20 protein-coding genes and 1 tRNA gene are annotated in these 18,186 nt (G+C 72.7%); 8 read left to right on the forward strand and 13 right to left on the reverse strand.

From position 1 onward, the window contains the following. Nucleotide 1: 1 nt before the first annotated feature. Entirely contained in the window at nt 2-922 is a 921-nt protein-coding gene (locus IE265_RS12175) for a helix-turn-helix domain-containing protein (RefSeq protein WP_190035493.1), read from the forward strand. On the opposite strand, the gene IE265_RS12180 is transcribed toward IE265_RS12175, so the two are convergent. Both IE265_RS12180 and IE265_RS12185 read right to left on the reverse strand, forming a co-directional pair. Then, nucleotides 907-1,110: a hypothetical protein gene (locus IE265_RS12180; RefSeq protein WP_229916139.1), complete on the reverse strand. Its 204-nt coding sequence runs from the start codon at nt 1,108-1,110 to the stop codon at nt 907-909. The two genes, IE265_RS12175 and IE265_RS12180, sit on opposite strands and share 16 nt — an antisense overlap. 243 nt (nt 1,111-1,353) lie before the next feature. Continuing rightward, entirely contained in the window at nt 1,354-2,172 is an 819-nt protein-coding gene (locus IE265_RS12185) for an SAM-dependent methyltransferase (RefSeq protein ID WP_190035495.1), read from the reverse strand. A gap of 325 nt (nt 2,173-2,497) precedes the next feature. Between IE265_RS12185 and IE265_RS12190 the strand changes: the two genes are divergently transcribed. Next, nucleotides 2,498-2,571 (forward strand) — tRNA-Met (locus IE265_RS12190). 227 nt (nt 2,572-2,798) lie between these two features. Here IE265_RS12190 and IE265_RS12195 read toward each other — a convergent pair. Then, nucleotides 2,799-3,743, reverse strand: coding sequence for an ion transporter (locus IE265_RS12195; RefSeq protein ID WP_190035496.1), 945 nt, complete (start codon nt 3,741-3,743; stop codon nt 2,799-2,801). A 474-nt stretch (nt 3,744-4,217) separates the two neighbouring features. Here IE265_RS12195 and IE265_RS12200 point away from each other — a divergent pair, with 474 nt between their 5' ends. Next, nucleotides 4,218-4,754, forward strand: a complete 537-nt coding sequence (locus IE265_RS12200; protein WP_190035497.1) for a WapI family immunity protein — start codon at nt 4,218-4,220, stop codon at nt 4,752-4,754. 32 nt (nt 4,755-4,786) lie between these two features. On the opposite strand, the gene IE265_RS12205 is transcribed toward IE265_RS12200, so the two are convergent. From IE265_RS12205 to IE265_RS12215, 3 genes are read right to left on the reverse strand one after another with little or no spacing between them, the layout of a single operon-like run. Beyond that, a complete protein-coding gene (locus IE265_RS12205; RefSeq protein ID WP_190035498.1) occupies nt 4,787-5,059 on the reverse strand; it encodes a DUF6510 family protein in 273 nt (90 codons plus the stop codon). A gap of 37 nt (nt 5,060-5,096) precedes the next feature. Beyond that, entirely contained in the window at nt 5,097-5,924 is an 828-nt protein-coding gene (locus IE265_RS12210; RefSeq protein WP_444545245.1) for an FAD-binding oxidoreductase, read from the reverse strand. Next, a complete protein-coding gene (locus tag IE265_RS12215) occupies nt 5,921-6,520 on the reverse strand; it encodes a molybdopterin-dependent oxidoreductase (RefSeq protein WP_190035499.1) in 600 nt (199 codons plus the stop codon). Before IE265_RS12215 ends, IE265_RS12210 begins: the two co-directional genes overlap by 4 nt. A gap of 590 nt (nt 6,521-7,110) precedes the next feature. Between IE265_RS12215 and IE265_RS12220 the strand changes: the two genes are divergently transcribed. Next, nucleotides 7,111-7,938 (forward strand): alpha/beta fold hydrolase, encoded by an 828-nt coding sequence (locus tag IE265_RS12220; protein ID WP_190035500.1) that lies wholly within the window; start codon nt 7,111-7,113, stop codon nt 7,936-7,938. A 184-nt stretch (nt 7,939-8,122) separates the two neighbouring features. Here the strand turns inward: IE265_RS12220 and IE265_RS12225 are convergent, their stop codons facing one another. Further along, nucleotides 8,123-8,485 (reverse strand): STAS domain-containing protein, encoded by a 363-nt coding sequence (locus IE265_RS12225; RefSeq protein ID WP_190035501.1) that lies wholly within the window; start codon nt 8,483-8,485, stop codon nt 8,123-8,125. Between the two features lie 143 nt (nt 8,486-8,628). Between IE265_RS12225 and IE265_RS12230 the strand changes: the two genes are divergently transcribed. Continuing rightward, complete coding sequence (locus IE265_RS12230) at nt 8,629-9,138, forward strand: ATP-binding protein (protein ID WP_190035502.1); 510 nt, start codon at nt 8,629-8,631, stop codon at nt 9,136-9,138. A gap of 259 nt (nt 9,139-9,397) precedes the next feature. Next, a complete protein-coding gene (locus tag IE265_RS12235) occupies nt 9,398-10,084 on the forward strand; it encodes a hypothetical protein (RefSeq protein ID WP_190035503.1) in 687 nt (228 codons plus the stop codon). A 134-nt stretch (nt 10,085-10,218) separates the two neighbouring features. Here the strand turns inward: IE265_RS12235 and IE265_RS12240 are convergent, their stop codons facing one another. Both IE265_RS12240 and IE265_RS12245 read right to left on the reverse strand, forming a co-directional pair. After that, a complete protein-coding gene (locus IE265_RS12240; RefSeq protein WP_190035504.1) occupies nt 10,219-10,644 on the reverse strand; it encodes an SRPBCC family protein in 426 nt (141 codons plus the stop codon). 83 nt (nt 10,645-10,727) lie between these two features. Next, a complete protein-coding gene (locus tag IE265_RS12245) occupies nt 10,728-11,744 on the reverse strand; it encodes an aldo/keto reductase (protein WP_190035505.1) in 1,017 nt (338 codons plus the stop codon). 249 nt (nt 11,745-11,993) lie between these two features. Between IE265_RS12245 and IE265_RS12250 the strand changes: the two genes are divergently transcribed. Then, complete coding sequence (locus IE265_RS12250) at nt 11,994-12,893, forward strand: LysR substrate-binding domain-containing protein (protein WP_190035506.1); 900 nt, start codon at nt 11,994-11,996, stop codon at nt 12,891-12,893. Nucleotides 12,894-13,312: 419 nt separating this feature from the next. Here the strand turns inward: IE265_RS12250 and IE265_RS12255 are convergent, their stop codons facing one another. Further along, nucleotides 13,313-13,684, reverse strand: coding sequence for a nuclear transport factor 2 family protein (locus tag IE265_RS12255; protein WP_190035507.1), 372 nt, complete (start codon nt 13,682-13,684; stop codon nt 13,313-13,315). A gap of 189 nt (nt 13,685-13,873) precedes the next feature. Between IE265_RS12255 and IE265_RS12260 the strand changes: the two genes are divergently transcribed. Further along, complete coding sequence (locus IE265_RS12260; RefSeq protein WP_190035508.1) at nt 13,874-14,170, forward strand: hypothetical protein; 297 nt, start codon at nt 13,874-13,876, stop codon at nt 14,168-14,170. Between the two features lie 130 nt (nt 14,171-14,300). Here IE265_RS12260 and IE265_RS12265 read toward each other — a convergent pair whose 3' ends face one another. The 3 genes from IE265_RS12265 to IE265_RS12275 all read right to left on the reverse strand — a co-directional run bounded on the left by IE265_RS12265 (nt 14,301) and on the right by IE265_RS12275 (nt 18,131). Continuing rightward, nucleotides 14,301-15,479 carry a hypothetical protein gene (locus IE265_RS12265; RefSeq protein ID WP_190035689.1) on the reverse strand — a complete coding sequence of 393 codons (1,179 nt, stop codon included), beginning with the start codon at nt 15,477-15,479 and terminating at the stop codon, nt 14,301-14,303. Between the two features lie 427 nt (nt 15,480-15,906). Further along, nucleotides 15,907-16,980 carry a polyprenyl synthetase family protein gene (locus IE265_RS12270; RefSeq protein WP_190035509.1) on the reverse strand — a complete coding sequence of 358 codons (1,074 nt, stop codon included), beginning with the start codon at nt 16,978-16,980 and terminating at the stop codon, nt 15,907-15,909. Beyond that, nucleotides 16,977-18,131, reverse strand: coding sequence for a tetratricopeptide repeat protein (locus IE265_RS12275; RefSeq protein ID WP_190035510.1), 1,155 nt, complete (start codon nt 18,129-18,131; stop codon nt 16,977-16,979). The genes IE265_RS12270 and IE265_RS12275 overlap by 4 nt, the downstream gene beginning before the upstream one ends. Nucleotides 18,132-18,186: the final 55 nt, after the last annotated feature.

Consider the following 18,186-nt stretch of genomic DNA (forward strand, 5'->3'; position numbering starts at 1 on the left):
GATGGTCGCCGAGTCGCCTCGCGTCGCACGGCTCGAATCCTATCTGGAGCGGTCCGAGCCGGCCCCGACCCTGCTGAAGATGCTGGTCGGCGTCCAGCTGTCGGGGTTCCGCGAGGACGCCGGCCTCTCCCAGGACCAGGCCGCGCGCTCGCTCGGGTTCAGCGGCGCCAAGCTGTCGCGCATCGAGTCGGGCAAGGGCCGCAAGCCTCCGACCGAGACCGACGTACGCGCGCTGCTGGAGCTGTACGACACCGACGCGTACGAGGGCTCGGTGCTCCTCAAACTCCTCCAGCGGGCCAACGAGCCAGGCTGGTGGCAGCGTTACGACAAGCGCCTGATGCCCGAGTGGTTCGAGCGGCTGGTCGGACTCCAGGAAGCGGCCGCCGCGATCCGGACCTTCGAGATCCAGTACGTGCCGGGTCTCCTGCAGACGGCTGCCTACACCAGGGCCGTCGTGGAGCGCGGCCTGCCGAACGCGCCGTCCAACGAGGTGCAGCGCCGGGTTGAACTACGGCTGCGCCGAGCCCAGTTGCTGAACCGGGCGGACTCCCCGCAACTGTGGGCCGTCATCGACGAGTCCGTCCTGCTGAGGGTGCTGGGCAGCAAGGAGGCGATGCGCGAACAGCTCGCCCACCTGGTCGACATGGCCGAGCGGCCGCACGTGATCCTCCAGATCGTGCCCCTGGACGTCACCAACGCCTCGGCGCCCGCCATACCGATCACGTATCTGCGCTTCGGCGGACTCGACCTCCCGGACATCGTCTACCTGGAGCACATCAGGAGCGCCCACTTCCTGGAGGACCGCGACGAGACCGAGGAGTACCGGCACACACTCGACCGGCTGGCCGACGAGGCCCTCAAGCCGCGTGACTCCCTGGAACTCCTGCGGAGCACGATGGAGCAGCGTTACCCGGCCGTGTGATCACGCGACGCGGTCGTGATCTCCGCGGGGTGCGCAACGAACACGCTCAGCCGGCGGACGGTCGGGTGCGACAGGCGTCCGCAGAACGTGTCGATCCGGACAAGCTCCTTGTCGTACGGCTCGTTCCCGGCGCGCAGGTCGCGGAGGCGGGCGTGGAACTCCGACTCGTCGCGAGTCTCGAACACCACTGCCCAATAACCCTTGTCCGGAGCGGTGCGAGCGGCAGCGCGCGCCCGTGCGTCCCGCTGCTTGCGCTTCCTCTTCCCCTGTCCCGGCATCGGACCAGCATCACCGTCCCGACCTGCCGGGGCAAGGCCGTATCTCCCGGTCGGTGGACTCGGGAGACGCTCGCCTGACGGACGGGCCCGGACGGGGTGCCGCCCGGACCGACGGCACACTGTCGAGCCCGCGCCCGACAGTGGCGACCGATCTCAGCGAAGCCGGCCGAGACCGCCGAACTCGATCCACTCCTGGGTGAGTTGGCGGGTGTGGACCTCGGTGTCGGGGCGCCAGGTGGAGACCTCCACCAGTCCCGGCTCGATGATCTCCATACCGGCGAACAGCTCCGCGACGTCCTTCTCCTGCCGCACACGGCCCCAGTGCCCCTGGGTCGCCCGGTCCATGAAGTCGGTGACGAACTCACGGACTTCGGGGTCCTCGCTGACCAGTTGGCAGATCACCATGAAGCTGCCGGGCGCGAGCCGCTCGGACACGCGCCGGATCACGGCCTGCGGGCCGTCGGTCTCGCTGTCGGGGATGCAGTGGAAGACCGAGTTGAAGAGGGCGGCGACCGGCTGCGAGAAGTCGATCAGGCGCTCGGTGTCGGGGTGGGAGAAGATCGCGTCGGTGTCCCGCAGATCCGCGTGGATGACCGCCGTACGCTCGTTCTGTTCGAGCAGTGCCCGGCCGTGGACCAGCACCATGGGGTCGTTGTCGGCGTAGATGACGCGCGAGTCGGGGTCGATGGCCTGGGCGACCTGGTGCACGTTGTTCTGTGTCGGCAGGCCGGATCCGTGGTCGAGGAACTGCCGGATGCCGTAGTCCGTCGCCAGGGTCCCGACGACCCGCTGGAGGAAGCGCCGGTTGTTGAGCGCCAGGCGGCGGGTGCTCGGGACGACCTTGTCGAGCTCCTCGCAGGCCGCACGGTCCGCCGCGTAGTTGTCCTTGCCGCCGAGGTAGTGGTCGTACATGCGGGCGGCGGTCGGCACGGTGGCGTCGATCTTCTTGGACAGAGGCCTGTCGGTGTGCATGGTTCCCCCAGCTCGATCGGCGCCTACTGCGTGCTTAACGGGAACTACATCTTAGGGAGTTGGCGTTTGCGCCTGCCAGCCCGTCAGGAAACCGGCCCTTTCGAATGAACCGGAGGACCCCCCGACCGGACCCGCGTCCGGGAGGGCCCGCGGCTCCGGGTGCCGCGGGGGCCGCAGGGTCCTTCGGGTCCCGGCACCCGTGATCCGGCCGTCCGGGACCGCATCCGGACCGCCCTGACGGCATCGCCCGGTCCCGCCCGGTGGGGCGCCGGGCGGAAAACTGGTTCGACACGGGTCGAACGTAGCGTAGAGTTCGGACTACCGACGCGGGGTGGAGCAGCTCGGTAGCTCGCTGGGCTCATAACCCAGAGGTCGTAGGTTCAAATCCTGCCCCCGCTACTCGAAGGAACATCGGGCCCGGCGCCATCGCGCCGGGCCCGGTGCCGTTCCGTGGGGCCGCCGCTCCCGGCGCGGTCCCCGCACGGCTCCCGGTCCCGCCCGCCCGGCCCCGGTCGGATCTCCCCGTCGCACCCCGTCCCGGTCCGGCCGGCCCGCGCTCCGGGGCGACCGGAATCGGGCGAACGAAACCGGCCGAGACCGGACGCAATCCGACCGGACGGGTGGGCTCAGACGAGGGGGCGAGCAGCCGGGTCTCCCTCCGGCCCGCGGGTGCCCGGGGCGCTGGTTCCGGCCGCGTGGAGACTCGCCTCCAGGTCGTCCAGGGACCGCCTCACCACGGCGATCCGGGCCCTCAGGTCCTGCTGCCCGGGATCGGCCGACGGTTCCCCCGGACCCGGCGGGGCCAGTTGCGCGGACTGCTCGCGTTCCAGTTCGCGCGCCTCGTCGAGCGAGCTGATCACGACGCCGATCAGCACGTTGACCAGTACGAACGAGGCGAAGAGGACGTACGAGGCGTAGTAGACGATGCTCCAGCGGGAGATCTCCAGGCCCGCGCGCACCGCGTCGCCGAGGCCGTCCAGGGTCATCAGCAGGAACAGGGTGAGCACGGCGCGGCCGAGCGAGCCGAAGTGCTCGGGGTCCGCCTCGGCGAAGAAGACCCAGCCGACCATGGCGTACACGTACAGCAGGAGCGCCCCGACGACCAGGAAGCTGAAGGTGCCGGGAAGGCTGCGGCCCACGGCGACCATGAAGACGCGGAGCTGGGGGAGGAAGCGGGCGGTCCGCAGCACGCGGGCCAGCCGCAGCAGGCGCAGGACCGTGCCGTTCTCACGGACGACGGGAAGGAACGCCGACAGCACGACCGCCAGGTCGAACAGGTTCCAGGGGTCGCGGAAGAAGTCGCGCGGCCGGTCCGCGTGCGCGCAGGCACGCAGGAGTATCTCGGCCGTGAAGGCGGCGAGGCACAGGTGTTCGGCGAGGCGCAGCTGCTCGCGCCAGCCCTCGGCCGCGGTGGTGTACGTCTCCAGGCCCAGGAGCGCCGCGTTCGTGAGGATGAGGACGAACACGGTGACGGCGAACCAGCGGGCCTCCGTGAGGGCGCGGGCGCGCTCGGCCAGCACTTGGCGTGCGGGCTGCCGTGCCGTCTCCGTACGGTCGTGGGGGTCGATCATCGTGCCCTACCTGCTCCTTCGCGCAGCGTGATGCTTCCGGCCGACCGGGTCGGAGGGCCGTCTTGTCGGACGATCATGCTCAGGACAGACTTCTACAGCACTGTCGATTCGGGCTCGGAGGCGGTCACCGTACGAGACTGCCCGCGGGGCAACTCGCTGACGCTTCCGCCCAGTCGGCTGTGCGCGGACGCCCGAGGACGCGGGCCGGATCGACGGGCGCGGCGGCGACCGGGCGGCGGCCGTGCCCCGCCGGAACGGGCCCTACGGACGTCCCGCGCCCGAATCCCCTCAGCGGCCGGTGTGGATGAACGGCGCCCAGCTCCCACCCGCGTCCGGTGCCGGTTCCCGGCCCTGGTGCGCAGCGCGACTCCGGACACGCCCGACTGCCGTACGTGCGGGGGCTGTTGTCCGGCGGAGGGCCGTGCGCGTGATATCGCGGTGCGTCCCGGGGCAGGGGCGTGGGAGTCTGTGGCCGTGCTGCTGAACGACCACGAGAGCCGTGTCGAACTCCGTCCCGTCCGCTATCAGTTCGCCGGGACCCGAGGGTGCGTGTACGACGACAACTGGCTGGTCGTCGCGGGCGAGGTGACGACCCCGGAGGGCAGTTGGTCCTTCACCGATCCCTGCCTCATGGTCGACGAGGCCGGTCAGGTGGCCGACTGGCTGCGCGGAGCCGCCGACGGGACGGTCGACGTGCGGGGGCCCGACCCCGAGGACGGATGGATGGACCCGGACACGTGGTTCGTGGAACCGGTCCTGGCCTTCAGCCTCGCCGGGCGGCATGAGGACGGGGTGGCGGTCCGGGTCCACTTCTCCCTGGAGGCGGCACCTCCGTGGGCACGGGCCGGCCGGACGGATGAGGCGGGCGGGCCCGCGGAGGGCGAGGGGACGGACGGAACGACCAGGACCGGCATCTACCAGTTCTTCGTCACCGTACGGGTCGCCACGAGCGCCCTGCTCGACGCGGCGGAACAGTGGGAACTGGCCATGACCGCCTTCCCGCGCCGCTGACGGGACCGCGCGGCCCCCTACCTCCGGAGGGCTCAGCGGGGCAGGTCGAAGCGGAACGCCGACTGAGGGCTGCCCAGTTGCAGCCACACGTGCTCGGGCTGCCGTACGAGCCGCAGGGCGACGGCGTCGCAGCCGGGGCAGCGGCCCGTCAGCCCGGGGTCCGTCCCGTACACGTGCAACTCGGCCATCGGCGTGACCAGTCGGCATGCCGAGCATCGGCGCCAGGCGGTGGTCGGTTCGAGGGCGAGGACGTCCGCCAGCGGCCCGGCGAGACTGTTGCCGTCACGATGAGTGTGGGTGGACATGAGACCTCCGGGCTGCCTGGCGATGGTGGTGCCGCACCTAGCCGAAGCGCTCGGTGCGGATGAGTTCCGGCGGATACCCCGCGGTGACCAGCAGATTGCCGACGTGCTCGACGAACCCGGTGGGACCGCAGACGTAGCACTGGGTGCCGAGATCCGCTTCCTTCCCTTCGCGCGACGGGAAGGAGGACGGAGGGCCCGACGACGGGACCGTCCCGGGCGCCGCGTCGGACGGCGCGGCGGGCGCAGTCCCGGAAGGCGGCGAAGTCGGTGGCGGTGGCGGCGGCGGAAGATCGGAGGCCCGGACGCGGCCGGGGAGCCGGGGCGTGTGCGGCGGCGCGTTCCGCGAGTACAGCGTGTCCACTCTCAACGAGGCGTCCGGAGCCGCGAGTTCGTCCTGGTACCAGACCCTGTCCGGATCGCGGACCGAGTAGAGGAGATGGAACGGCGCGGTGGAGCCGGCCTCCCGCCGCGCGCGGACCATCGCGATGACGGGCACGATGCCCGCGCCGCCCGCCATGAGCAGGACCGGCCCCCGGCGCTCGGGGTGCCAGACGAACCAACCGCCGAGCGGTCCCGTCACCTCCACGTCGGCTCCCACGGGCAGGGTGTCGGCCAGGTACGGGGAGACCTCGCCGCCCAGGGCGGGCTCGATGCCCAGCTCGATGCGCCCGCCGTCCGCGGGCGCGGCCAGCGAGTAGCTGCGGACCGCCTGGTATCCGTCCTCGGCGGTGAGCCGGACGTCGACATGCTGGCCCGGCAGGTGGCCGGGCCAACTCGGCGCCTCCAGCAGGAGCGTGCGGGCCGTCGCGTTCTCCGGTCGGCGTGCGACGAGGCGCGCGGAACGCCATGAGCCGGGCACGGTCAGTCGCTCCAGCCGCGCTGCTCGCGCCACGGGTCCCCGTAGTTGTGGTACCCCACCGACTCCCAGAACCCCGGGTCGTCGTCGGGCATCATCCGGATCCGCCGCACCCACTTCGCGGACTTCCAGAAGTAGAGGTGCGGTACGAGCAGGCGTGCGGGGCCGCCGTGTTCGGGCGACAGCGGGTATCCGTCGTAGGTGTGGACGAGCCAGGCCTTGCCGTCCTGGAGGTCCTCGAGCGGGAGGTTGGTGGTGTATCCGCCGTAGCTCTCCGCCATGACGAAGTCCGCCGCCGTCTCCACGTCGTCCAGGAACGCGTCGAACGGGACGCCCTGCCAGCGGGTCCCGAACTTCGACCAGCGGGTCACGCAGTGGATGTCGACCTCCGGCTCCTCCTGGGGCAGGGCTTTCATCTGCTCCCAGTTCCAGTCGCGGGCCGTCCCGTCCTCCGTGACGACCGAGAAGGTCCAGCTGTCGGTGGGCACGTTCGGCGTGGGCCCGGCGGAGAGGACGGGGAAGTCCTCGGTGGGGTACTGGCCCGGGGGCAGCCGTCCTTCGAAGCGGTGGGTGCGCCCCTGGAATCCCGGAGAGAACGTGTTCATGTGGTCGCCCGTCCGATCTCGTACGGCTGCCGCCGCCGACCCCGCGTCTCCCGGCGCCCAGCGGATGCGGTCACGCGCCGACCCGGCTGTCCTGCCCGGGGCGGGCGGACCGGTCCCGGCATCCCGTTCGGCGGGATGCGGGTGGACCCGTTCCCAACCGGCCCTCGTGGCAGGGGAGTCGGGACCACGCGCCCGAACGCGGCGACCGGATTCCGCGGCACGAACCGCGGGCCGGGCGTCACGCCCGGCAGGCGACCGCACGGTGACGGCGATATGCGACCAATCTACCCGAATGCCCGGACGGGGCGCGATCGGAACAGGGGCTGAGCCGACGGCTCCGATCGGGAAGGGGACATGCCGGGGGACGGGACGAGGAGGGGGTGCCGAGACCGCTCGGCGCGCCGGGACGCGGCCCCTGGACTAGGGTGATCCGGACGACGTGCCCCGTGCGATCGGCCTTCGCTGCCGGCCCTGCCGTCGTCTCCGCACGCCTGGTGCGCCCCTTCCCGGTTCGGCATCGCAGGCCGTGCCGCGGGCACTGAACTCCACCGGACACGGGGAGTTCCGGAACAGTACGAGAGGGACATGACATGCCCTTTGCCGCTGCCAAGGACGGCACCCAGATCTTCTTCAAGGACTGGGGGTCGGGACAGCCCGTGGTCTTCTCCCACGGCTGGCCGCTGACCGCCGACGCCTGGGACCCGCAGCTCAAACTGATGGCGGACAACGGCTTCCGGGCCATCGCCCACGACCGGCGCGGCGGCGGGCGCTCCGGCCAGAGCTGGGACGGGAACGACCTCGACACGTACGCCGACGACCTGGCCGCGGTCATCGAGAGCCTCGACCTCCGGGACGCCATCCTGGTCGGGCACTCGACGGGCGGCGGCGAAGTCACCCGCTACATGGGCCGGCACGGTACGGGCCGCGTCGCCAAGGCGGTTCTGGTGGGGGCCATTCCGCCCCTGATGCTGAAGACGGAGGCCAATCCGGAGGGCCTGCCGATCGACGTGTTCGACGAGATCCGCGAAGGTGTCGCGTCGGACCGGTCCCAGTTCTACAAGGACCTCAGCGCCCCGTTCTACGGCGCCAACCGTGACGGGTCGACCGTCACACAGGGGACGCGGGACGAGTTCTGGCTCTGGAGCATGACGGTGGGCATCAAGGGTGCCTACGACTGCGTCAAGGCGTTCTCCGAGACCGACCTGACCGAGGACCTCAAGAAGATCGACGTCCCGACGCTGATCGTGCACGGCGACGACGACCAGATCGTCCCCATCGTCGCCGCGGGCGACAAGTCGTCGAAGCTGGTCGAGAACGTGGTCTACAAGGTCTACCCGGGCGCCCCGCACGGCCTCGCGATGGTGCCCAGGTTCGCGGAGCGGTTCAACGCGGACCTTCTGGAGTTCGCCCGCGGGTGAACCGGCGGGCCGCACGCGGCCGACCCGCACGTGGTCGACCCGCGCTCGGACGGCCCCGCGTCGGCGTCGCGCGGCAACCGGCCGCGAGTAGCGACTCCGCCGCGAGCGGCGACTCCGCCGCGAGCGGCGACTCCCCGCGCCCCCGGCCCATCACGGCCGGGGGCGCGGGGGATCTCGTGACGTCTCAGGGTGCGAGGGCCTGACCCAGAGTGGGATGGCAGTCGATGACGGTGTCGATTCCGACGAGTTGGATCGTGCGCAGCACGGGCGGAGTGGGCGCGGCCAGGCGGAGCCAGCCGCCCGACCCGGTGAGCGTGCGGTGCGCGGAGACGAGGATGTTGACGCCGGTGGAGTCCATGAAGGTGACCCGGCCCAGGTCGACGACGATCCGCGCGGGCGTGCCGTCGGGGACCTCCAGCGCCTGGGCGAGCAGGCCGCCGGTGTGATGGTCGATCTCTCCCGTGAGGGTGACGACGAGAACGCCGTCGGCGGCTTCGGACCCGACCGAGAGTCCTCGGGGCTGCTCGGCCTGACTGGTGTCCGCCATTTTCTCCTCATCCGTGGGAAGCGCACTCGCTCAGCGGGGTCTTCGCCAGGAGTGCTGCCCCCGCATCGTAGGGGTGATGCCTTTGAGTGGCCGAGACAACAGAAGGTGGGGGGAATGAGTGGCCGGAACAGGGGTAAGCGCGCATGGCGAACAGGGCGGTGAAAGCGATATTTGGGGAACCGGGCCCGTGGGGTGAGGACGGCGGGGCTCCGCACGCCCGGGTGCCGCGGGCGACCGTGGCGCTGGACGGGAACGGCTCGTGCATCGCCGAAGCCCGTCACCTGGCGGCCGAGTTCCTGGCCCGCGTGGAGTCCGAGGCCGGGACGGCCGTGTCCGCCCGTGCCATGGACCTCACGCAGCTGGTGGTCAGCGAGCTGGTCACCAATGCCCTGAAGTACGCGCCCGGTCCCGTACTCATGGACCTGCGCATCGCCGACGGCACGGTCGTGGTGGTGGTGTGGGACTCCGATCCGGTGCTGCCGGTCGCCCGCGCCGCCGACGCGGGCCGGGTGGGCCAGCACGGGCTCGAGATCGTGATGGCGGTGGCCGAGGAATTCGAGGCGCGGCGCGAGCCCGTGGGCAAGCGCATCACCGCCCGCATCGCCCTGGCGGACGCCTCGGGGGACCGCGGTCTCGTCAACGGTCCCCAGTAGTGGGCGAGTCGGCCCGCCCGCCGGCCCACGACGACCAGGGCCCGCGGCCGGGCAGGACGGCCGGGGCAGCACGGGTGACCGGGTCCGGGCGCGGCCGGCCGCGCTCCGACCCGGTCCGGAGTCGGCCGCCGCCGTACCCCACCCGCGATGCCCCCTCCCGACCCGGCGTGCGATGTCGGCCCCCGGACCCGGCCCGCGATGCCCGTCCCGGCCCGAAATACCCGGGCCGACCAGTGATCATCATTGATACGGTCCAGCCATGCCCGGACCACACGAAGCCCGCGAACCCGTCACGGCGACCGACGTCGAGCACACCGTCAGGCTGGCGGTGGCGGCGCTGCGCTCGGCCCGGGGCGCCGACTGGGGGGCCGGGGCCGGCTCCCTGGAGTGGGACTGCTGGGAGACCGTCGAGCACCTCGCCGACGACCTGTTCTCCTACGCCGCCCAACTGGGCCCGCAGGCACCTCCGTCGGACACGCATGTGCCGTTCGCCTGGAGCCGGCGGAGGCCGGGCGGTCCGGCGAACGTCGTCTTCGCCGACCGCGAGGGCGGCCCCGCCGGCCTCCTGATGGTGCTGGAGGCGTGCGGCGCGCTGCTGACGGCCGTCGTGCGCACCACACCGTCGACGGTGCGCTCGCACCACGTCTTCGGAGTGGCGGACCCTGAGGGGTTCGCCGCGATGGGCGTGGTGGAGACGCTGGTCCATACGTACGACGTCGCCCAGGGCCTCGGGATCGACTGGGCGCCGGACGCGGACCTGTGCGCCCGGGTGCTGGCGCGGCTCTTCCCCGACGTACCGGCGGACACGGACCCGTGGCCCACCCTGCTGTGGGCCACCGGGCGCGGGGACATCCCGGGGCGGCCGCGCAGGACGGAATGGCGCTGGTACGGCGCGCCCCTGTCCGACGGCGCTCGGGCCGGCTCGGGGACGGACGCCTCGGGCTGACGGGCGGAGGCCTCCGCCCGGCGCCGGGACGGACGCCCACGGCCGACGCGGCGGACGCCCGCCGCCCCGACCCGGTTCGGAGCCGGACCCGGTCCGGCCGCCCCGACCCGGAGCCGGACGCCCCGGACACGCGGTCAGACGGCCCCGGCCCCGAGGGTCCGGCGCAGCGCGGCCAGGCCGTCGCTGTAGATGCCGTGGAAGAGGGCCTCGGCCTCCTCGTCGGTGACGCCGTGCGGCGTGAACGTCCCCGACCACTGGACGCGGGAGGCGTCCTCGCCGGGCAGGGCGTGCACGGTGAGCGTGGACAGGTAGCCGGTGACGGGGAACGGGGCCCGCAGGATCGAGTAGCTGTAGGTGCGCGCAGCGTCGTCGAACGCCACCAGGCGTTCCACGATCGCTCCGCCGTCCTCACTGGTGAGGGTGCGTACTCGCCCTCCCTCGCTCAGCTCGCTGGTCGGGATGTAGGGCAGCCAGTCGGGAAGCGAGTCGAAGCCGCCGATGAGCCGCCAGACGCGGTCGGCCGGCACGGCGATGTCGATGGACGCGGTGGTGCTGGTCACGGGTGTCCTCCTGGACGTTGTGTGTGGGGGATGGCCCGGAGGGGGCTTTCGGGGGTGCGGGGGCGGGGAAGCGCCCGGTGGGGTCAGGCGGAGGGAGCGGGCACGGGCGCCGCCTCGGAGACGAGCCCCTCCTCGCGCAGGTCGGTCCAGAAGGCGGCGGGAATCGTCTCGTGCAGGGCCGCGACGTCCTCGGCGATGCGGCTCGGCCTGGTGGCTCCCGGGATGGCCGCGACCGTGGCCGGATGGGCGAGCGCGAACTGGAGCGCGGCTGCCTTCACGCCGACCCCGTGCCGGCCCGCGACCGCCTTGATGCGCTCCACGGTCCCGACGACGGCCGCGGGCGCCTTCTGGTACTCGAAGTGCGTGCCGCCCGCGAGGATTCCCGAGCTGTACGGGCCGCCGACGACGATGTCCACGCCCTGCGCGGCGGCGCTCGGCAGCAGCCGCTCCAGCGCCCTGCCGTGGTCGAGGAGCGTGTAGCGCCCCGCGAGGAGGAAGGCGTCGGGCTTCGGCTCGTCGAGGTCGAGGGTCAGCTCCAGCGGCTCCACGCGGTTGACGCCCAGGCCCCAGGCCTTGATGACACCCTCCTCGCGCAGCTTCTGGAGGACGCGGAAGGCGCCGGTGCGGGCACTCTCGTACGCCGCCAGCCACTCGTCGCCGTAGAAGTCCTGTGCCACGTCGTGCACCCAGACGATGTCGAGCCGGTCCGTCCCGAGGCGCTTGAGGCTGTCCTCGATGGATCGCAGCGTGGCGTCGGCGGTGTAGTCGTTGATCATCCTGTTCGGGCGGCCGTGCTCGAACAGCCCGCCCTTCTCGCCGAGGTCGCGGGCGGCGGGGTCCTCGATCTCGTCGAGGACGACTCGGCCGACCTTCGTGCTGAGGACGAACTCGTCGCGCGGGTGGCCGGCCAGTACCTCGCCGAGCCGGATCTCGGAGAGGCCCGCTCCGTAGAAGGGCGCCGTGTCGAAGTAGCGGATGCCCTGGTCCCACGCGGCTTCGACGGTGGCCGCCGCCTCCTCGTCGGGGATGGCGCGGAACATGTTGCCGAGGGGGGCGGTGCCGAAGCCGAGGGCGCCGGGGAGAAGGGGCTTGATGGTCATGGCGGGTTCCTTGCGAAGCGAAGTGGTGGGTCGGTGGCACGAGCCGACGCGTGAACCGTCCGTACGGGCGGATGCTCCGGCGTACGGGCGGACCTGCCCGAGCGGGTGGTCCGCCCGTACGCCGGACCTGCCCGGACGGGAGATCCGTCCGTACGGCTGGTCCGTCGGCCTCGTGGGATCGAGGCTAGGATCTCCACATGAGACTGTCCAAGACTTACTTCGACTCACTTGAGTCTTCCGAGGTCCGACATGCTTGACCTGCGACAACTCCGCTACTTCGAGGCCGTCGCCGAGACGGAGCACGTCGGAAGGGCCGCCGAGCGCCTCCGTATCTCCCAGTCGCCCCTCAGCAGGCAGATCGCGCAGCTGGAGAAGAGCCTCGGCCTGACGCTCTTCGAGCGCAGCCAGCAGCGCATCCGGCTCACCGCCGACGGCCGCGTCTTCCTGACGGAGACCAGGGCCCTGCTGCGCCACGCTGACCGGCTGGCGAACCTCGGCCGGCGACTCGGCCGGGGCGAGGAGGGCGGCCTCTGTATCGGGTACATGGCCGACGCCATGCACACCGGGATCCTGCCCGCCGCCCTGCGCGCCCTGCGCGAGGAGAGCCCCGACATCCACGTCGCGCTCTACGACCAGCCCTCCGACGCGCAGTTCGAGGGCCTGCGCCAGCGCAGCCTGGACATCGCCCTCGTCCGCACGCCGCCACCCGCGGGCGATCCCGACCTCGACGCTGCACCGCTCCTGCGGGACCCCCTGCTGCTCGCTGTGCCCGAGAGCCACCCCCTGGCCGACCGGTCGGAGGTGCCCGCGGAGGCGCTCGACGGACAGCCGTGGATCGCCGTCGGCGACCCGCAGGACCCCGGCTGGCGCGACCGGTTCGTCGCCTCCTGCGTCGCGTCCGGGTTCACCCCGGACATCCGGCTCGACGCCTCCGACCCGCTCACGGCGCTGGGACTGGTCGCCTCGGGCCTCGGCCTGGCGCTCGTCCAGCGGAGCATGGTCCGCGGCGCCACCGAGGGCACGGTGGTCCGCGAACTCCCCTGGTACGAGGAGTCCGTGCGGCTGTGGGCCGCCTGGCACCGCGTCGACCTGCGCCCCGTCGTGGCATCGTTCCGGGCGACTGTCCTCGCGGAGGCGGAGCCGGCCTGAGCTGGGGGTCCGACAGCAGCTCCGCGCGGCGTCCCGGGGCGTGTGCGTCGGGACGCTCGATCCTGGAGGAGGACGCGGCGCGGGCCCCAGGCGTGGACGGCGCCCGCGATCAGGCGCCGACGCCTCGACCCGCCGGAGGACGCCGGGCTGATCGCCCGGACCATGACGCGGCCGACCGCCGCCGGGACCACGTGCGAGTGCGGCTCACGCCGGGGGGAGGCGACGCCTTCGAACGGCATGCGGTGTCCGAGCGGCGCGGTGCGAGCGCGCCGCTCTCAGCGCCGACCGAAGCAGGGAGACGGACGCCCGGCGACCCGCCGAGGCAACCGGTCGGGGCCGCGCGGGCCGGGCGGGACGCGTCCCCACCGAGAAGCTCCAGGACAGCCGCGAGGTGACCTGGATTCTCGGTATCCGCCCGCCTACGCCTCTTCGTCCCATGCCTGCAGCACTGTCTGGTCGACGATCTTGCCGTCACGCAGCGACATCATCGAGTTGGCGAGCACCTTGACGCCGTCGGAGTACTGGCAGGACTCCGTGAACGCCACCTGGTCGCCCTGGACGACGCAGTTCTCCAGCTTGTGGGTCATGTCCCGGCTGTAGACGTCGTCGAGCATCGTGCGGATCTGCTCGCGGCCGTGCATGACCATCGGATGGCTGGGCTGGGTGTTGCGGTCGACGACGCGCATCTCCGCGTCGTCGGCGTACAACGACAGGAGTGCTGACGCGTCCTGGCCTTCGATGCCCCGGCGCAGCGTTTCGGTGTCGAAGGCGGGGCCTGCCGCGGTGCCCATGATGGACCTCCTTGTGGACCACTGGCGAAGGCCGCGGCCCGCCGGTGCGCAGCGGGCCGGCGCGGTCCTCTCCCTTCGAGCGTCCTCCGGCCCGCGGGACACGGCAAGCGCAGACGGTCCGATGCGCCTCACGGGTGAGCGGAGGGACGGGGCCGTGTCCACGAGCGGCCCGGCCGCGTTGCTGAAAGCATGATCTCAACACGACGTATGGTCGCCGCCGTTGGTCTCGCCGTCGGCGTCGCGGGCCTCGCGGTCCCCTCCGCCGGTGCCACCACCCCGGAGACGGGAAAGCTCAACCCCATCGCGGAACTGGACTCGCTCGCCGTGAGCGACATCCCGGTGGAGCACAGGGGCCAGATCCCCAAGGTCTCCGACCAGCTCGCCGGAGTGAACAAGCTGAACGACCTCCAGCAGCTGCAGCAGTTGCACCAGGTGACGGACCTCGCCGCTCCGGTCGCCGGCCTGCTGCCCGCTGTCGGCTACTGAGCCCTCCGCGCGTCGGAGACCTTCGGCGTGCGCCGCCCCCGTTCCACCGGGGGCGGCGCACGCCTTCGTCGTTCGACCGCCCAGGTCCGCCCGGGCGACTTGGATGTGCGGCGGCACGGTCAGCCGCGGTCTAGCAGATGCTCTGGCTGCTGTTGACGAGCGTGTTGTTGCGGAACGTCGTATTGGTTCCGCAAGGGCTCTCCCTGATCGCGGAGTTGGTCACCGTCAGGTTCTGGATGAGGATGTCGGAGTTGTTGGGGAACTCCGAACGGGCGGCCAGGCGGATCTCGCCGCCGCCGGTGACGCTCCCGCCCTGCGCGGCGAGGTTCACGTTGGAGCAGTTCTCGATCAGGACCGCGTTGTTGCCGGTGTTGGTGAGCGTGACCCGGTCGATGGTCGCGCCGCCGCTCTCGGAGACGCAGAAGACACCCCGGCCGCCGCCGCGTGCGACGACCTCGCCCACCCGGATGTTCGTCGGGTAGCCGCTGCCGATCCGGCCGTTGCGGTTGGCCATGCGGAACGCCGCGTACCCCGTGCCCGTCCCCGCACCGTCCGCGTCGACCTTGGTCACCGTGGCGTTGACCGTCTGGTTGAGCAGGAGCCCGGACTCGCCCACGTTGCGTGCCGTGACCGTGCCGACGGTGAGGCCGTCGACGCCGTACGTCTCCACCGCGTGGCTGCTCGCCCCGGACACGTACACGGAGTCGATGCGGACGTTCCGTGTCCACTGGCTGGTGTCGCCGCGGTTGTCGATGCGTACGCCGAGCCCCGCCGACAGGCGCATGTCGATCTGGCCGAGCACGACGTCGGTGACGTTGCGCATGAAGATCCCGTAGAGCGGGGCGCCGGTCACGTTGAGGTGCTGGACCTCGATGTCGCGTACGCCGCGTGCGTAGACCGGGGCCTGGTCGCCGCTCCCGGAGCCGGTCACGTTGATCGTGCCGCACACGTCGAGCACGGTGTGGCTCGGCAGGGAGACACGGGCCCCGGCGCCGATCGTGCCGGAGCCCCGCACGACGACCCGTTCCTTGGACGTGCGGCCCGAGGTGAGGCTGCCGATCGCCGCCTGCATCGCGGCCCGCATGTCGGTGCCGGTGTGGACGACGACGCTGCCCCTGCGTGCGGTCCAGGTTCCGCCGCTGAGCGTGGCCTCGGCCTGGTACGTGCCCTCGCCGCAGGCCGCCGTCCGCTGCGCCACCGTGTTCGCGGGTGCGGTGAGCACGGCCGCCCCGGTGAGCAGGGCGACGGCGCACGCGGCGCCGGCGACGGCCCGCCCGCCACGGGCCCGTACGGTCGTGGGGGAGACCAGGGAAGCGAGCCCGGCCCTCAGGGCGCCCGAGACCCCCGACGGCCCGAACGCCCGTGGCAGCCCCGGGGCCGGTAACGGCTCCGAAGCACCCGGCGGCCCGGAGGCGCCCCGGGCCCTTGCCGCTTCCGGGTCGCCCCCGGTTCCTGCGGCCCTCGCCGGCTCCGCGGACCGCGCGGCCCCTTCGAGCCCGGTGCTCCCCGAGCGCACCGTGCTCGACCTGCTCACCGCGTTGTCGGTGCTCGTGGCCTCCTCCGAAGTGGTCGCGCCGTGTCGATCAGGTTCGGGTGCGGCTCTGCGTCCCATCTCTTCTCCTGTGTGGGGTCCGTCGCTCGCGCGATCGCGTGGCAGCAAGCGTTTTCCAACCGCGGGCCGGAGTGTGGCAAGGGCTTTCTATGTCGTCAAGGGGCGTGTGGGGCGCGAGGGCCGGTCACCGGTCGCGGTGCACCAGGAACGACAGCAGCGCACGCAGGTCGGCGGCCGTCCGCGGTGCAGGAGCGGCTTCCTCGAGACATGCGTCGACGACGGCCAGATGCCTACGGGCCTCCGCCAGCGCGGCCGCCCGCCCGCCCGCCTCCTCGACGGCGGTGGCGGCTCGCCGCGCGCCCGCCTCGTCGAGGTCCTCGGCGCCCGACAGGAGGCGGCCGAGCGACGCGCCGGCGGAGGTGCCGAGGGCCGACAGGACGGGGAACGTCTTCTTGCGCCTGCGCAGGTCCGAGTGGACCGGCTTGCCCGTGACGGCAGGGTCGCCCCAGACGCCGAGGACGTCGTCGGCCACCTGGAAGGCCACACCGAGATGCCGGCCGGCCCGGTCCAGCGAGGCGACGGTCGTCGCCGGAGCCCCGGCGAGCACGGCTCCCAGGGAGGTGGCGCAGCCCAGCAGGGCGCCGGTCTTCCGCTCGGCCATCGTGCGGTACTCGCCCGGACCGACGGCGTCCGGGCCCGTCCAGGGGCGGGTCTCGAAGAGCAGGTCGTCCGCCTGGCCGAGGACCAGGTCGTGGAGCGCTGCGGACAAGTGGCGTACGGCTGCCGGGACATGAGGGCCCGGTGCGCCGGCCACGGTCTCCACCGCGAGGGCGAGCAGCGCGTCGCCCGCGAGGACGGCCGCGCCCGTCCCGTACGCCTTCCACGCCGTGGGCCGGCCCCGCCTGGTCGCGTCGCCGTCCATGATGTCGTCGTGGAGCAGGGAGAAGGTGTGCACCAGTTCCACCGCGACCGCGGCGGTGACCCCGGCGCCGCGGGGAGCCCCGGCCGCCCGCGCGCCCAGCACGGCGAGGGCCTGCCGGAGGCCCTTGCCTCCGCCGGTGTCGGAGGGGGCGCCGCCCGCCTCGCACCAGCCGAGGGAGTAAGCGGCCATCTCGCCCACCCACGGGTGCAGCCGGCCGACCGCCGCGGCCAGCGCCGGCCGTACCGACGACCTGCATTCCGACAGCAGTCGGGGGCCGTCGGGGGAGGTCTCGTACGCGATCGGGAGGGGCGGGGCCGGAGTGGGGGTCGAGGTCATCGCCGTGCCTCCGTGCGGGCGGCGGCCAGGGGCGAGGCGTCCGCGTCCGCCCGTGCGGCGGCGTCGCGGCGCGCGTCCGAGCGGACGGGTGCGGAGGCGTCGACAGTGCCGGCGCCGTCCTCGTCCGCGGTGATGCCGAGTTCCGCCCGTGCCCGCGCCACCATCCGCCGGGCGTGCCGCAGCCCGATCCGTTCCAATGCCCGCGCGAGACCGGTCAGTTCGGCCGCCGTCTCGTCGACGGGCCGGCCCAGGCGGGCGTGTGCCTTCGCGAGCCCGAGCCGGGACAGCGCCTCGCCGCGCGGTTCGCCCATCTCGCGGAACTCCGCCAGGGACTGCTCGTAGACCGCGCGGGCCTCGGCGTAACGGCCCGCGCGGTACAGGACGTTGCCGCGCATCTTGTGGTTGTAGGCGAGCGCGCTCGACAGGCTCATCGCACGGCAGATGGCCTCCGCCTCGGCGAGCAGCCCGAGTGCGCGCTCGGCGTCCCCGTCGCGTTCGGACACGATGTCGGCGAGCCCGCGCAGCGCCCAGGCGTGGCCGCGCCGGTCGCCGGCCCGGCCGGCGATCCCGGCGGCCTCCTCGAACATCGCGTACGCCGTGTCGTGGGAGCCGGAGTTGCGGTGCATCTGGGCGATGCCCTCCAGGGCCCACACCGTGTGCCGGGCCTCGCCGCGCGCGCGGGCCTCGGCGAGGAGCTGCTCGTGGAGGGCCGTGACGGCCGCGTAGTCGCCCTGGATGCGTCCGGTCTCCGCCAGTCCGGCGAGCGAGTAGCCGCGTACGACGATGTCGCCGCCGCGCTCCCCGAGTTCGGCCGCGTGGCCGAGCAGCCGCCGGGCCAGGGCGAACGAGCCGCACTGGCGGGCGAGCGTGCCGCCGCTCCACAGCGCCCAGGCCATCAGAGCGGTGTCCCCGGCCTCGCGGGCGGCACGGTAACTCGCCTTCCACGCCCGGTCGGCGTCGTCCACCTGCCCGAGCCGCCTATGCGCCTCCGCGACGGCGAGCCCCGAACTGGCCGCCTCCTTGCGCCGCCCCGCCCGCTCCGCCGCGCGCAGGTGCTCCGTTCCGGCGGCCAGGACGTCGACCAGGGAGGAGTTGACGGAGAGCTCGGTGAGCGAGCCCCGGTACTCGGGCGCGAATGCCTTGCCGTACATGGGTGCCTTTCGGTCCGCGAATGCTGTTCGGGCGCGGCGGACCTGTATATACGCG

It is taken from the genome of Streptomyces fructofermentans (assembly GCF_014651055.1).
Lineage (GTDB): Bacteria > Actinomycetota > Actinomycetes > Streptomycetales > Streptomycetaceae > Streptomyces > Streptomyces fructofermentans.

Excerpts from the sequence above, each read along its gene's own strand:
- IE265_RS12175 (WP_190035493.1), top strand. The coding sequence starts at position 2 with ATGGTCGCCGAGTCGCCTCGCGTCGCACGGCTCGAATCCTATCTGGAG.
- IE265_RS12185 (WP_190035495.1), bottom strand. The coding sequence starts at position 2,172 with ATGCACACCGACAGGCCTCTGTCCAAGAAGATCGACGCCACCGTGCCG.
- IE265_RS12195 (WP_190035496.1), bottom strand. The coding sequence starts at position 3,743 with ATGATCGACCCCCACGACCGTACGGAGACGGCACGGCAGCCCGCACGC.
- IE265_RS12205 (WP_190035498.1), bottom strand. The coding sequence starts at position 5,059 with ATGTCCACCCACACTCATCGTGACGGCAACAGTCTCGCCGGGCCGCTG.
- IE265_RS12215 (WP_190035499.1), bottom strand. The coding sequence starts at position 6,520 with ATGAACACGTTCTCTCCGGGATTCCAGGGGCGCACCCACCGCTTCGAA.
- IE265_RS12220 (WP_190035500.1), top strand. The coding sequence starts at position 7,111 with ATGCCCTTTGCCGCTGCCAAGGACGGCACCCAGATCTTCTTCAAGGAC.
- IE265_RS12225 (WP_190035501.1), bottom strand. The coding sequence starts at position 8,485 with ATGGCGGACACCAGTCAGGCCGAGCAGCCCCGAGGACTCTCGGTCGGG.
- IE265_RS12230 (WP_190035502.1), top strand. The coding sequence starts at position 8,629 with ATGGCGAACAGGGCGGTGAAAGCGATATTTGGGGAACCGGGCCCGTGG.
- IE265_RS12235 (WP_190035503.1), top strand. The coding sequence starts at position 9,398 with ATGCCCGGACCACACGAAGCCCGCGAACCCGTCACGGCGACCGACGTC.
- IE265_RS12245 (WP_190035505.1), bottom strand. The coding sequence starts at position 11,744 with ATGACCATCAAGCCCCTTCTCCCCGGCGCCCTCGGCTTCGGCACCGCC.
- IE265_RS12250 (WP_190035506.1), top strand. The coding sequence starts at position 11,994 with ATGCTTGACCTGCGACAACTCCGCTACTTCGAGGCCGTCGCCGAGACG.
- IE265_RS12255 (WP_190035507.1), bottom strand. The coding sequence starts at position 13,684 with ATGGGCACCGCGGCAGGCCCCGCCTTCGACACCGAAACGCTGCGCCGG.
- IE265_RS12260 (WP_190035508.1), top strand. The coding sequence starts at position 13,874 with ATGATCTCAACACGACGTATGGTCGCCGCCGTTGGTCTCGCCGTCGGC.
- IE265_RS12270 (WP_190035509.1), bottom strand. The coding sequence starts at position 16,980 with ATGACCTCGACCCCCACTCCGGCCCCGCCCCTCCCGATCGCGTACGAG.
- IE265_RS12275 (WP_190035510.1), bottom strand. The coding sequence starts at position 18,131 with ATGTACGGCAAGGCATTCGCGCCCGAGTACCGGGGCTCGCTCACCGAG.